This window comes from Pseudomonas sp. AC070 (genome assembly GCF_979258635.1).
This window is the reverse complement of the sequence record NZ_OZ409871.1, coordinates 5,158,170-5,171,895: the sequence shown is the minus strand read 5'-3', so window position 1 is coordinate 5,171,895 and position 13,726 is coordinate 5,158,170. Positions and strand designations below refer to the sequence as shown.

Sequence of the window (13,726 nt, the reverse complement as noted above, 5' to 3'; positions counted from 1 at the left end):
TCTAGTCCCTTTGCCTCGTGGGCTGCGTAATAGGTCAGGTGGTCAGCGTGCGCAGCAGATTCTTGTAGTCCTCGCGGATGTCCGCGTCGGATTCCCTAAGTTCAGCAATCTTACGGCAAGCGTGCAATACCGTGGTGTGATCACGACCGCCGAACGCGTCGCCGATTTCCGGCAGGCTATGGTTGGTCAATTCTTTGGACAACGCCATAGCCACTTGCCGAGGACGCGCCACGGAACGGGAGCGCCGCTTGGAGAGCAGATCGGAGATCTTGATCTTGTAGTACTCAGCGACGGTGCGCTGAATGTTGTCGACGCTGACCAGCTTGTCTTGCAGCGCTAACAAGTCCTTCAACGACTCGCGAATCAGCTCGATGGTGATATCGCGGCCCATGAAGTGGGCGTGGGCGATCACACGTTTCAGCGCACCTTCGAGTTCACGGACGTTAGAGCGTATACGCTGCGCAATAAAGAAGGCTGCATCGTGCGGCAGGTCGACTTTGGCCTGGTCTGCCTTCTTCATCAGAATGGCGACGCGCGTTTCCAACTCCGGCGGTTCAACCGCGACCGTCAGGCCCCAACCAAAGCGCGACTTCAAGCGCTCTTCCAGCCCTTCAATCTCTTTAGGGTAACGGTCACTGGTGAGAATCACCTGCTGGCCGCCTTCCAGAAGCGCGTTGAAGGTGTGGAAGAATTCTTCCTGTGAGCGCTCTTTTTTCGCGAAGAACTGGATGTCATCGATTAGCAACGCGTCGACGGAACGGTAAAACCGTTTGAACTCATTGATGGCGTTCAGCTGCAGCGCTTTCACCATGTCGGCTACGAAGCGCTCGGAATGCAGGTACACCACTTTGGCGTTGGGGTTCTTCTTTAATAAGTGGTTGCCCACCGCATGCATCAAGTGCGTTTTACCCAAGCCAACGCCACCGTAAAGGAACAACGGGTTGTAACCATGCTTGGGGTTGTCCGCGACCTGCCAGGCTGCAGCGCGTGCCAGCTGGTTGGACTTACCTTCAACGAAATTCTCGAAGGTAAAGGTGCGGTTGAGATAACTGGTGTGCTTGAGCGCACCTTCAACCTGAACGGAGCGTTCATTGCGCACCGGGGCCGTCTGCGAGCTGGCGCCGGCCATGGGGTCGAAACTCGCGCGAGACGGCTCATTGCTGACAACCGCCGCCATGGCCTCTTCCCGCACCGGTGCGGCAACCGTCGCGCTGACAGGCTGGGAAGGAGCAGGGGACGGAATCGGTGTACGCGCAACGGCAGCGCGTTTGCTGCCTATTAATAAGGAGATCGCTGGCGCCATGCCTTCGCTGCGTTCATTCAGCAGCTCCAACAGACGGCCCATGTATTTTTCATTCACCCAATCCAGCACAAACCGGTTAGGTGCGAACACGCGCAATTCATCGCTGGAGGCTTCAACCTGCAGTGGACGAATCCATGTATTGAATTGCTGGGCCGGCAGCTCATCGCGTAGAAGCTCTACACATTGCTGCCAAAGTTCCACCGACACAAACATCCCCTAGCCAAATAGGCTGCAACGCCCAAAACAGCGGGCATTGTACCCGCACCACCGCCTACTTATCCACACGAGACGATTTTTTTCGACGCGCAAAATCAATGCGTTACTCGCTTTTTAGGACCGAAACGACGGCTGCCGAAAGTCTGTGGATAACTAGTCCTGAGCTCGGGGGACAAGGCAGGGGTAAACCACGTGGATAACCGGGCTGTGGATAAAAACCTGTTCCATCCCCAGCTTATGCGCAGCTCTGGTACAGGCTACACACCCTTTCTAGACAGAGTTATCAATCGCTGCAACCCATACGCTGCGGCACGTGCAGCGACTTATCCACAGAATCGGCGCTGCTAAGAGTAGTTAACATTTTAAAAAAGATTTAAATCTCTCTTTCTTAATATTCTTTATCTACACGCTTTCCATAAGAGAAATGCTGGTTGGAAATTGACCTGACCGCCTGGTTTCTCTAGAATCGCCGGTCTCTTAAAACGGGGGCCATTCCGGCCCGTTGTCGACCACCCAGGTAACGCACCATGAAACGCACTTTCCAACCCAGCACTATCAAGCGCGCTCGCACCCACGGTTTCCGTGCCCGTATGGCTACCAAGAACGGCCGTGCCGTTCTGTCCCGTCGTCGTGCCAAAGGCCGTAAGCGTCTGGCCGTCTGATAATTCGGCATCGGTGGTGAGTCAAGACTTCAGTCGGGAAAAGCGCCTGCTAACCCCTCGACAATTCAAGACAGTCTTCGACTCCCCCAGCGGTAAGGTTCCGGGTAAAAACGTCCTGCTTCTAGCGCGCAACAACGATCTTGATCATCCCCGCCTGGGTCTGGTCATCGGTAAGAAGAGCGTCAAGCTCTCTGTTGAACGCAACCGCCTCAAACGCGTCATCCGCGATTCATTCCGCCTCAACCAGGACAATCTGGTGGGCTGGGATATCGTGGTTGTCGCGCGTAAAGGCCTAGGTGATCTGGAGAACACTGAATTGGCAAACCAGTTCGGCAAACTCTGGAAACGCTTGGCACGCAGCAAGCCGAGCCCGGAAGCTGTCCCGCAATCAGGGGTTACCGACAGTCCCCATGCGTAAACTGGCCCTCGCGTCCATTCAGGTTTATCGCTACGCCATCAGCCCTTTGATGGCCAGTCACTGTCGTTTCTATCCCAGCTGTTCCTGCTACGCGTATGAAGCCATTGAACACCATGGCTTCATGCGCGGTGGCTGGCTGACCCTACGTCGGCTTGGCCGTTGTCACCCGTGGAATCCCGGCGGTTACGATCCGGTTCCAGGCGCTCCCATTTCCCGACCCCCTTCGATGGCCGAGTAATCATGGATATTAAACGCTCGATCCTGATCGCCGCGCTCGCAATCGTGTCCTACGTCATGGTTCTCAAGTGGAACGAAGACTACGGACAAACGTCCTTGCCGACTGCGAACACAGCCGCTGCGACCAGCAACACTGCTGCGCTTCCCGACGTTCCTGCTGCTAACAACACGGCCAACAGCGACGTTCCAAGCGCGCCGTCCAGCCAACCGGAAGCCGTTGCCGCCGCCCCTCAGGCGAGCAAAGACCTGATCCGCGTTAAAACTGACGTGCTCGAACTGGCCATCGATCCAAGTGGTGGCGACATCGTTCAACTGACGCTGCCGCAATACCCGCGTCGTCAGGATCGCCCGGATGTGCCGTTCCAGTTGTTCGACAACGGCAACGAGCGCACCTACCTGGCCCAGAGCGGCCTGATTGGCGCCAACGCACCGGATTCGGCAAGTGGCCGTGCCGTATGGCAGAGCGCCCAGAAGAGCTACCAGCTTGCTGACGGCCAGAACAGCCTGACGGTTGATCTGACCTATAGCCAAGGCGGCGTGAACTACATCAAGCGCTTCAGCTTCAAACGCGGCTTGAACCCGGAGTGCTCGGTCAAAGAACAAGAGCTTAAAAAACCAGGTTGCGTCGATCCGTCGTCCTACCAGGTTGATGTGCGTTACCTGATCGACAACCAGAGCGCTGAAGCCTGGGCTGGCAACATGTATGCACAGCTCAAACGCGACAACAGCGATGACCCGTCGAAAACCGCCGCCACCAGCACCGCCACTTACCTCGGCGCGGCCATGGCCACGCACGACACGGCGTACAAGAAAGTGTCGATGAAAGACATCGACAAGGCGCCGGCTAAAGAAACAGTCAAAGGCGGCTGGGTAGCCTGGTTGCAGCACTACTTCGTCACCGCCTGGATTCCAAGCCAGGACACCGACAACAGTGTGCAGACCCGTAAAGACACCCAAGGCCGCTACATTGTTGGCTTCACCACGCCAAGCGTGACCGTAGCGCCGGGCAGTAAAGGCGAAGTGTCGGCAATTCTCTACGCCGGCCCGAAAATCCAGAAACACCTGGGCTCGCTCGCACCCGGTCTGGAACTGACGGTCGACTACGGCATTCTGTGGTTTATCGCTCAGCCGATTTTCTGGCTGCTGCAACATATCCATACCATCCTGGGTAACTGGGGCTGGTCGATCATCGTGCTGACGATGCTGATCAAAGGCCTGTTTTTCCCGCTCTCCGCTGCCAGCTACAAGTCGATGGCACGCATGCGCGCCGTGGCCCCGAAACTGGCTGCATTGAAAGAACAGCATGGCGATGACCGGCAGAAAATGTCGCAGGCCATGATGGAGCTGTACAAGAAAGAGAAGATCAATCCACTGGGCGGCTGCTTGCCGATTCTGGTGCAGATGCCGGTCTTCCTTGCCTTGTATTGGGTGCTGCTGGAAAGCGTCGAGATGCGCCAGGCGCCTTGGATGTTCTGGATCACCGACCTGTCGATCAAAGACCCGTTCTTTATTCTGCCGCTGATCATGGGCGCCACCATGTTCATCCAGCAGCAGCTAAACCCCGCGCCGCCAGATCCGATGCAGGCCAAGGTGATGAAAATGATGCCGATCATCTTCACCTTCTTCTTCCTGTGGTTCCCGGCTGGTCTGGTGCTGTACTGGGTCGTCAACAACTGCCTGTCCATCGCGCAGCAGTGGTACATCACCCGCAAGATCGAAGCCGCAGCCAAGACGGCCAACGCCTAAGTCTGGCTTGCTACGCTGAAACAGCGCCCCGCCCGAGCAATACGTGGCGGGGCGTTTTGCTATCTGCCCCCGGGCCATGAGGGCTCAATCATGAGAACCGCGCCATGAACACTGCCCGAGAAACCATTGCAGCCGTTGCCACTGCCCAGGGCCGCGCTGGCGTGGGTATCGTCCGCGTTTCCGGCCCACGTGCTCAGGCCATTGCCGAAGCCATCGCCCAACGCACCCTAAAGCCACGCTATGCCCATTACGGGCCATTCCATGGCGAACAGGATCAGGTGCTGGATGAAGGGCTGGCCTTGTACTTTCCCGGACCCAACTCCTTTACCGGCGAAGATGTGCTCGAGCTTCAGGGACATGGCGGTCCCGTGGTGCTGGATTTGCTCCTGCGCCGCTGCCTCCAACTGGGCGCCCGTCTGGCCAGACCCGGTGAATTCAGCGAGCGCGCCTTTCTCAACGACAAGCTTGATCTGGCTCAGGCAGAAGCCATTGCTGACCTGATTGAAGCCAGCTCCGAGCAAGCGGCGCGCAACGCCCTACGCTCCCTACAGGGCGAGTTCTCACGTCGCGTTCACGGTCTGACCGAGCGCCTGATTGCGCTGCGTATTTATGTGGAAGCTGCCATCGACTTCCCGGAAGAAGAAATCGACTTTCTGGCCGACGGCCATGTACTGAGCATGCTCAACGAGGTGCGTACCGATTTGACTGCGGTCCAGCGTGAGGCCAATCAGGGCGCGCTACTGCGCGACGGCATGACAGTGGTGATCGCCGGCCGGCCGAACGCGGGTAAGTCCAGCCTGCTCAACGCCCTGGCCGGCCGCGAGGCGGCCATCGTCACGGAAATTGCCGGCACCACCCGCGATGTACTGCGCGAACATATCCACATCGACGGTATGCCGCTGCATGTCGTCGACACTGCAGGCCTGCGCGACACTGACGACCAGGTGGAAAAGATCGGCGTAGAGCGCGCCCTTAAGGCCATTGGCGAAGCAGACCGCGTGTTACTGGTGGTAGACGCCACTTCGGTGGAAGCGGCAGACCCGTTTGCCCTATGGCCAGAATTTCTCAGCACCCGGCCTGAACCTGCCAAGGTCACGTTAATCCGCAACAAAACCGACCTGTCGGGCGACGCGTTCGGCCTTGAGGTCAGCGAGGACGGCCATGTCACCATCAACCTGTCCGCGCGCTCGGCAGAAGGCCTGGAGCTGCTGCGCGATCATCTCAAAGCGTGCATGGGCTACGAGCAGACCGCTGAGAGCAGCTTTAGCGCCCGGCGCCGTCACCTTGAAGCCCTGGACCATGCCAGCCAATCACTGGAGCACGGTTACGCCCAGCTGACCCTGGCCGGCGCCGGTGAGTTGCTGGCCGAAGACTTGCGCATTGCGCAACAGGCATTAGGAGAAATCACCGGCGCGTTCAGTTCCGACGACTTGTTGGGACGGATCTTTTCCAGCTTCTGCATCGGCAAATAACCCTGGCGGTCTCAACCGGCCCTGTTCACGTACCCACGTAGACAGGGCTTTTTTATGCCCGCAGGGTTAACCACAGCTCATTAAACCCTGTGCATAACCGCCCTTAAGCCCGGTCGATAAGCAGGGGGCAAAGCTGGGGATGAAGTGACCTGTGCACAACATGCCCTTCCATCCACAGGTTCTAGGACGTTATCCAGAGCCCTCCGGCGTACCTGACCACAGCCTTATACAATTCTGTACATGCCGCTGTGCTTAGCCTGTAGCGTTCTATCCACAGAAAAGACATGCATAAGTAATAAACATAAAAACAAAGCTTTAAAAAAATTCTCTCTTCTCTCTATTTATTAACAGCCCTGTGTACGACCGGCACGAGCACACCAGGAGGTTGGCTATTTTTTGTTCAAAAGGCTTCTTTCAGTTCGGGTAAATCCCTATACTTGCCGGCTTTCCGCTTTTCCCCTTTTCGGGTCAGTTAAAAGCCTCCCCAATTCTCAACAGGCACGAGGTGCGTGGTGGATTTCCCTTCCCGTTTTGATGTCATCGTTATCGGCGGCGGCCATGCCGGCACTGAAGCAGCGCTCGCTGCGGCACGGATGGGCGTCAAAACCTTGTTGCTTAGCCACAACGTCGACACGCTCGGACACATGAGCTGCAACCCGGCGATTGGTGGCATCGGCAAGAGCCATCTGGTGAAGGAAATCGACGCACTGGGCGGCGCTATGGCAGAAGCCACCGACAAAGCTGGCATTCAGTTCCGGGTACTCAACAGCCGCAAAGGCCCAGCGGTACGCGCCACCCGGGCCCAAGCCGACCGCATGCTGTACAAAGCAGCGATTCGCGAAGCCCTGGAAAACCAGCCCAACCTGTGGATATTCCAGCAATCCTGCGACGACCTGATCGTTGAACAGGACCAGGTTCGCGGTGTGGTTACGCAAATGGGGCTGCGCTTTTTCGCCGAATCCGTAGTGCTGACCACAGGCACCTTCCTCGGCGGACTTATCCACATCGGCTTGCAAAACCATTCCGGCGGGCGCGCAGGCGATCCGCCCTCCCTCGCGCTGGCTCAACGTCTGCGCGAACACCCGTTGCGCGTAGGCCGCCTGAAAACCGGTACGCCGCCGCGCATCGACGGCCGCTCGGTGGATTTCTCGGTTATGACCGAACAGCCGGGCGATACGCCGATTCCGGTGATGTCCTTCCTTGGCAACAAGGAACAGCATCCGCGCCAAGTGAGCTGCTGGATTACTCACACCAACGCCCGCACCCACGAAATCATTGCCGCGAACCTCAACCGGTCGCCGATGTATTCCGGCGTGATCGAAGGCATTGGCCCACGCTACTGCCCCTCGATTGAAGACAAGATTCACCGCTTCGCCGACAAGGACAGCCACCAGGTGTTTATCGAGCCCGAAGGTTTGAACACCCACGAGCTGTATCCGAACGGTATTTCCACCTCGCTGCCGTTTGATGTGCAGCTTGAGCTGGTGCGTTCAATCCGCGGCATGGAAAACGCCCATATCGTTCGCCCGGGTTACGCCATTGAGTATGACTACTTCGATCCGCGCGATTTGAAATACAGCCTCGAAACCAAAGTGATTGCCGGGCTGTTCTTTGCCGGCCAGATCAACGGCACCACCGGTTACGAAGAAGCCGGCGCTCAGGGCCTGTTAGCCGGCGCCAACGCTGCGTTGCGTGCGCAGGGCAGAGACAGTTGGTGCCCGCGCCGTGACGAGGCCTACATCGGCGTGTTGGTCGACGACCTGATCACCCTCGGCACCCAAGAGCCGTACCGCATGTTCACCTCCCGTGCCGAGTACCGCCTGATCTTGCGCGAAGACAACGCCGATCTGCGCCTCACCGAAAAAGGCCGCGAGCTGGGCCTGGTCGACGACCGGCGTTGGGCGGCGTTCTGCGCCAAGCGCGAAGGCATTGACCGCGAGGAGCAACGGCTCAAGAGCACGTGGGTGCGCCCGAACACCCCGCAAGGCGATGCGATTGCCGCGCGCTTCGGAACGCCGCTGACCCACGAGTACAACCTGATGAGCCTGCTGACCCGTCCTGAAGTGGACTACGCCGGCTTAATCGACGTAACCGGCCCCGGCCACGACGATCCGCAGGTTGCTGAGCAGGTGGAAATCAAAACCAAGTACGCCGGCTACATTGACCGTCAGCAAGACGAAATTGCCCGCCTGCGTGCCAGCGAAAACACCAAGCTGCCAGCGGATATCGACTACACCGCCATCGCCGGTCTTTCCAAAGAAATTCAGAGCAAGCTCAGCCAAGGTCGCCCGGAAACGCTGGGCCAGGCCTCGCGCATTCCAGGCGTAACGCCAGCAGCGATTTCCTTGTTGATGATCAACTTGAAGAAGCGCAGCGCCGGTCGTGAGCTGGAGCAAAGCGCCTGATGTCTTCGGTTACTGCCCAACATGCTGAAGAATTGTCCCGTGGCGCTGCCGAACTGGGCGTTGCACTGACCGAACAGCAACACGCCCACCTGTTGGGTTATCTCGCGTTGCTGATCAAGTGGAACAAGGCCTACAACCTGACCGCCGTGCGCGACCCGGACGAAATGGTTTCCCGCCACCTGCTCGACAGCCTGAGCGTGGTGCGCTTTGTCGATGAGGGCGGAACATCGTGGCTGGACGTGGGCAGCGGCGGCGGCATGCCGGGCATTCCGTTGGCAATCATGTTCCCGGACCGCCAGTTCACCCTGCTCGATTCCAATGGCAAGAAAACGCGCTTTCTCACCCAGGTGAAGCTCGAGCTCAAACTCTCGAACCTGGACGTTATCCACAGCCGCGTCGAAGCGTTCACACCGGCGCAGCCGTTTGCCGGCATTTGCTCCCGCGCGTTCAGTTCGCTGCAGGATTTTTCCGAGTGGACACGGCATCTGGGCGACACCGAAACGCGTTGGTTAGCCATGAAGGGCGTGCACCCGGACGACGAGCTGCAAGCGCTGCCCGCCGACTTTAAATTGGCCGCAACGCACGTGCTCAAGGTTCCCGGTTGCCAAGGTCAACGGCATCTGTTGATACTGCGCCGCATCATATGATCGGGACCGACGCTGACCATGGCTAAAGTAATCGCCATCGCCAACCAGAAAGGCGGTGTGGCCAAAACCACTACATGCATCAACCTCGCTGCATCGCTGGTGGCAACCAAGCGCCGTGTGCTGCTGATCGATCTGGATCCACAGGGCAACGCCACCACCGGCAGCGGTGTGGATAAGTTGGCGCTGGAGCATTCGATATACGACGTGCTGATCGGCGAGTGCGACCTGGCGCAAGCCATGCAGTTTTCCGAGCACGGCGGCTATCAGCTGCTTCCGGCGAACCGCGATCTGACCGCTGCCGAAGTGGCCTTGCTGGATATGCCTGCCAAGGAAAACCGCCTGCGCGAAGCCCTGGCGCCCATCCGCGAAAACTACGATTACATCCTCATCGACTGCCCGCCTTCGCTGTCGATGCTGACGGTCAATGCCTTGGTGGCCGCCGACGGCGTGATTATTCCGATGCAGTGCGAGTACTACGCGCTCGAAGGGCTGACCGATCTGGTCAACTCGATCCAACGCATTGGCAAATTGCTTAACCCTTCGCTGAAAATCGAAGGCCTGCTGCGCACCATGTACGACCCGCGCATCAGCCTTACCAACGATGTGTCCGCACAGCTAAAAGCGCACTTTGGCGACCAGCTGTACGACACCGTCATTCCCCGTAACGTGCGTCTGGCCGAGGCGCCGAGTTTTGGCATGCCGGCCTTGGCGTACGACAAGCAATCCCGTGGCGCCCTCGCCTACTTGGCACTGGCCGGTGAATTGTCCCGGCGTCAGCGCAGCGCCACCCGAACCGCAAAAGCATAAGGATTATCCATGGCCAGCAAAAAACGAGGTCTCGGACGCGGACTGGACGCCCTGCTGGGCGGTACCAGCGTTAACGCTTTGCAAGAAGAAGCCGCGCACGTCGACACCCGTGAGCTGCAATACGTGCCACTGGATCTGATTCAGCGCGGCAAATACCAACCTCGGCGCGACATGGACGCCACAGCCCTCGAAGAGCTGGCGCAGTCCATCCGCGCTCAGGGCGTGATGCAACCGATTGTGGTGCGCCCTATCGGTAACGGCCGGTTTGAAATTATCGCTGGTGAACGCCGTTGGCGTGCCAGCCAGCAAGCCGGACTGGACAAGATTCCGGCCATGGTTCGCGAGGTGCCGGATGAAGCGGCCATTGCCATGGCACTGATCGAAAACATCCAGCGCGAAGACCTCAACCCGATCGAAGAGGCCGTTGCCTTGCAGCGGTTGCAGCAAGAATTCCAACTGACCCAACAGCAAGTCGCTGAAGCGGTCGGCAAGTCGCGCGTCACCATCACCAATCTGCTGCGCCTGATCTCCCTTCCCGAGGAAATCAAAACGCTGCTTTCCCACGGTGATCTGGAAATGGGCCACGCCCGCGCGCTGCTCGGTTTACCGGCAGAACAGCAGGTCGAAGGGGCGCGACACGTTGTCGCACGAGCGCTGACCGTGCGCCAAACTGAGGCACTGGTTCGTCAGTGGATGAGCACAAAAGAGAAACCGACTACAGTGCCTAAAGCTGATCCCGATATCAGCCGGCTTGAACAGCGCCTCGCAGAGCGGCTGGGCTCGCCGGTACAGATCAAGCATGGGCAGAAGGGTAAGGGTCAGTTGGTCATACGCTACAACTCGTTAGACGAGTTACAAGGCGTCTTGGCCCACATCAAGTGAAGCCTTTCCCGACATAATTAGTCATGTAGCGTGTAGTCGGAAATCACTACCGGGCAGTTGAATAGGGGGGGAACGCCCCCTATACTCTGCGCGCATTTTGTCGGCACAAACTATGCCAAGTCGTTGATTTACAGCGACAGACACCAGAGGCCGAAAGCCGGAGACAGTTGATGGATGCCCGCACGCCCAACCGCCTGCCCTTCCATCGTTTGCCGGTGTTCCCCGTGTTGTTGGTTCAACTCGTCGTATTGCTAATCGCAGCCGTCGTTTTGTGGCAATGGCGCGGCGCGGTAAGTGGTTACTCTGGCGCGCTCGGCGGTGTGATTGCATGGTTGCCGAATATTTACTTTGCCCATAAGGCGTTCCGATTCACCGGAGCCCGGGCAGCCCAAGCGATAGTCCGGTCTTTTTATGCCGGCGAAGCGGGCAAGTTGATTCTGACGGCAGTGCTGTTTGCACTGACCTTTGCAGGGGTGAAGCCTCTGGATGCGCTGGCGGTATTCGGCGTTTTCCTCCTGACCCAGTTGGTCAATTGGTTTGCTCCCCTGCTTACAACAAGATTTTTGAGACCTTAGGGCGTTTGAGGCACACATGGCAGAACAGACCGCTTCGGGCTACATCCAGCACCACTTGCAGAACCTGACCTTTGGGAAACTGCCAAGCGGCGATTGGGGCTTTGCCCACACCGCACAAGAAGCCAAAGAAATGGGCTTCTGGGCTTTTCACGTAGACACCCTGGGCTGGTCCGTAGCCTTGGGTCTGATCTTCATCCTGTTGTTCCGCATGGCTGCAAAGAAAGCCACTTCCGGCCAGCCTGGCGGTTTTCAGAACTTCGTTGAAGTGATGATTGAGTTTGTCGACACCAGCGTTAAGGACAGCTTCCACGGCCGCAACAAGGTTATCGCGCCCCTGGCTCTGACCATTTTCGTCTGGGTGTTCCTGATGAACGCCGTCGACCTGGTGCCTGTGGACTGGATTCCACAACTGGCCATCCTGATCTCCGGCGATCACCACATTCCCTTCCGCGCTGTATCCACTACTGACCCGAATGCCACCCTTGGCATGGCGTTCTCGGTGTTCGCGCTGATCATTTACTACAGCATTAAAGTCAAAGGCATCGGTGGCTTCATCGGTGAACTGACCCTGCACCCATTCGGCAGTAAGAACATCGCCGTTCAGATTCTTCTGATCCCGGTTAACTTCCTGCTGGAGTTCGTCACCCTGATTGCCAAGCCTATTTCGTTGGCACTGCGGTTGTTCGGCAACATGTACGCCGGTGAGCTGGTGTTCATTCTGATCGCTGTGATGTTCGGCAGTGGTCTGTTGTGGCTGAGCGGCCTGGGTGTGGCGCTGCAGTGGGCATGGGCGGTGTTCCACATTCTGATCATCACCCTGCAAGCGTTCATCTTCATGATGCTCACCATCGTTTATCTGTCGATGGCGCACGAAGACAACCACTGATAGCGCGCAAGCGCTGGCAGTGAGCGGCCTCTGCCTGGGGCCGCAGCCCGCAAGGGCGAGCAAGTTTGCTTTACCGCTTTACCTTAAAAACTAACCAATACGACATAAAAAGTCGGGAGGAAAGATGGAAACTGTAGTTGGTCTGACCGCGATCGCCGTAGCTCTGCTGATTGGCCTGGGTGCCCTGGGTACCGCCATTGGTTTCGGCCTGCTGGGCGGCAAATTCCTGGAAGGCGCTGCGCGTCAACCGGAAATGGTTCCGATGCTGCAAGTTAAAATGTTCATCGTCGCTGGCCTGCTGGACGCCGTGACCATGATCGGTGTTGGTATCGCACTGTTCTTCACCTTCGCGAACCCCTTCGTTGGTCAACTTGCAGGCTAATCACTCATTTTTGAGTGATTGGTTTGACGGACAACGAACGAGCGAGGTGTTGGCGTGAACATTAATGCAACCCTGATTGGCCAGTCCGTTGCCTTCTTCATCTTTGTGCTCTTCTGCATGAAGTACGTGTGGCCTCCGGTCATCGCGGCTTTGCAAGAGCGTCAAAAGAAGATTGCTGATGGACTGGACGCTGCAAGCCGTGCGGCTCGCGATTTGGAGCTCGCCCACGAGAAAGTGGGTCAGCAACTGCGCGAAGCCAAAACTCAGGCAGCTGAAATCATTGAGCAAGCCAAAAAGCGCGCTACCCAGATCGTCGACGAAGCTCGCGATCAGGCCCGTGTTGAAGGTGAGCGCCTGAAGGCTCAGGCTCAGGCCGAGATTGAACAGGAACTGAACAGCGTCAAAGACGCCCTGCGTGCCCAACTGGGTGGCTTGGCGATCAGCGGTGCTGAGAAGATTCTGGGCGCCACTATCGACCAAAACGCGCATGCGGAGCTGGTTTCCAAACTGGCAGCCGAAATTTAAGCGAGGGCGCGATCATGGCAGAACTGACCACGTTGGCCCGACCTTACGCCAAGGCAGCTTTTGAGTACGCTCAGGCCCACCAGCAACTGGCCAATTGGTCAGCCATGCTCGGCCTGGCTGCGGAGGTGTCGCAAGACCCCACCGTACAGCGCGTGCTCACGGCCCCGCGTTTGACGAGTACAGACAAGGCCACCGCCTTCATTGAGGTGTGTGGTGACAAGTTCGATGCCAAGGTACAGAACTTCATCCAGGTATTAGCCGAGAACAATCGTCTCGCGCTGCTGCCGCAAATCGCCGAATTGTTCGAGCTGTTGAAAGCCGAGCAGGAAAAATCGGTCGATGTGGATGTAGTCAGTGCTTTTGCATTGAACGACGAACAGCAAGACAAACTCGCCAAGGTTCTCAGTGCACGGCTCGGCCGGGAAGTGCGCCTGCACGCTGCGGAGGATGCCAGCCTTATTGGTGGCGTCGTAATCCGCGCCGGCGACCTGGTTATCGATGGCTCAGTTCGCGGCAAAATCGCGAAACTAGCCGAAGCATTGAAACTTTGAGTTTGAAGGGGC

At 57.8% G+C, this 13,726-nt stretch carries 15 protein-coding genes; 14 read left to right on the top strand and 1 reads right to left on the bottom strand.

The genetic code is table 11. The features are described from left to right. Nucleotides 1-34: 34 nt before the first annotated feature. On the bottom strand, nt 35-1,510 hold the full coding sequence (gene dnaA / locus ACZZ0Q_RS23260; RefSeq protein ID WP_463540607.1) for a chromosomal replication initiator protein DnaA: 1,476 nt from the start codon (nt 1,508-1,510) through the stop codon (nt 35-37). Between the two features lie 536 nt (nt 1,511-2,046). On the opposite strand from dnaA, the gene rpmH reads away from it, so the two are divergent. The 14 genes from rpmH to ACZZ0Q_RS23190 all read left to right on the top strand — a co-directional run bounded on the left by rpmH (nt 2,047) and on the right by ACZZ0Q_RS23190 (nt 13,714). Continuing rightward, on the top strand, nt 2,047-2,181 hold the full coding sequence (gene rpmH / locus ACZZ0Q_RS23255) for a 50S ribosomal protein L34 (RefSeq protein ID WP_002551315.1): 135 nt from the start codon (nt 2,047-2,049) through the stop codon (nt 2,179-2,181). Nucleotides 2,182-2,197: 16 nt separating this feature from the next. Beyond that, the gene (gene rnpA, locus ACZZ0Q_RS23250) at nt 2,198-2,599 is read left to right on the top strand and encodes a ribonuclease P protein component (protein WP_205898598.1); all 402 of its coding nucleotides are present in this window, start codon (nt 2,198-2,200) and stop codon (nt 2,597-2,599) included. After that, nucleotides 2,592-2,837, top strand: a complete 246-nt coding sequence (gene yidD, locus ACZZ0Q_RS23245; protein WP_122449903.1) for a membrane protein insertion efficiency factor YidD — start codon at nt 2,592-2,594, stop codon at nt 2,835-2,837. The genes rnpA and yidD overlap by 8 nt, the downstream gene beginning before the upstream one ends. Nucleotides 2,838-2,839: 2 nt before the next feature. Then, entirely contained in the window at nt 2,840-4,582 is a 1,743-nt protein-coding gene (gene yidC / locus ACZZ0Q_RS23240; protein ID WP_463540608.1) for a membrane protein insertase YidC, read from the top strand. A gap of 104 nt (nt 4,583-4,686) precedes the next feature. After that, entirely contained in the window at nt 4,687-6,054 is a 1,368-nt protein-coding gene (gene mnmE / locus ACZZ0Q_RS23235; RefSeq protein ID WP_463540609.1) for a tRNA uridine-5-carboxymethylaminomethyl(34) synthesis GTPase MnmE, read from the top strand. A gap of 512 nt (nt 6,055-6,566) precedes the next feature. After that, nucleotides 6,567-8,459, top strand: a complete 1,893-nt coding sequence (gene mnmG, locus ACZZ0Q_RS23230) for a tRNA uridine-5-carboxymethylaminomethyl(34) synthesis enzyme MnmG (RefSeq protein WP_463540610.1) — start codon at nt 6,567-6,569, stop codon at nt 8,457-8,459. Continuing rightward, a complete protein-coding gene (rsmG, locus tag ACZZ0Q_RS23225; RefSeq protein WP_463540611.1) occupies nt 8,459-9,106 on the top strand; it encodes a 16S rRNA (guanine(527)-N(7))-methyltransferase RsmG in 648 nt (215 codons plus the stop codon). The genes mnmG and rsmG overlap by 1 nt, the downstream gene beginning before the upstream one ends. 18 nt (nt 9,107-9,124) lie before the next feature. Next, on the top strand, nt 9,125-9,913 hold the full coding sequence (locus ACZZ0Q_RS23220; RefSeq protein WP_463540612.1) for a ParA family protein: 789 nt from the start codon (nt 9,125-9,127) through the stop codon (nt 9,911-9,913). Nucleotides 9,914-9,922: 9 nt separating this feature from the next. Next, on the top strand, nt 9,923-10,795 hold the full coding sequence (locus tag ACZZ0Q_RS23215) for a ParB/RepB/Spo0J family partition protein (RefSeq protein ID WP_463540613.1): 873 nt from the start codon (nt 9,923-9,925) through the stop codon (nt 10,793-10,795). 170 nt (nt 10,796-10,965) lie between these two features. Next, nucleotides 10,966-11,370: a F0F1 ATP synthase subunit I gene (locus ACZZ0Q_RS23210; RefSeq protein WP_463540614.1), complete on the top strand. Its 405-nt coding sequence runs from the start codon at nt 10,966-10,968 to the stop codon at nt 11,368-11,370. Nucleotides 11,371-11,386: 16 nt separating this feature from the next. Continuing rightward, on the top strand, nt 11,387-12,256 hold the full coding sequence (atpB, locus tag ACZZ0Q_RS23205; protein WP_463540615.1) for a F0F1 ATP synthase subunit A: 870 nt from the start codon (nt 11,387-11,389) through the stop codon (nt 12,254-12,256). A gap of 124 nt (nt 12,257-12,380) precedes the next feature. After that, complete coding sequence (gene atpE, locus ACZZ0Q_RS23200) at nt 12,381-12,638, top strand: F0F1 ATP synthase subunit C (protein WP_002555987.1); 258 nt, start codon at nt 12,381-12,383, stop codon at nt 12,636-12,638. Between the two features lie 54 nt (nt 12,639-12,692). Beyond that, the gene (locus ACZZ0Q_RS23195; RefSeq protein ID WP_122449894.1) at nt 12,693-13,163 is read left to right on the top strand and encodes a F0F1 ATP synthase subunit B; all 471 of its coding nucleotides are present in this window, start codon (nt 12,693-12,695) and stop codon (nt 13,161-13,163) included. A gap of 14 nt (nt 13,164-13,177) precedes the next feature. Next, nucleotides 13,178-13,714 (top strand): F0F1 ATP synthase subunit delta, encoded by a 537-nt coding sequence (locus ACZZ0Q_RS23190; protein ID WP_463540616.1) that lies wholly within the window; start codon nt 13,178-13,180, stop codon nt 13,712-13,714. Nucleotides 13,715-13,726 lie beyond the last annotated feature (12 nt).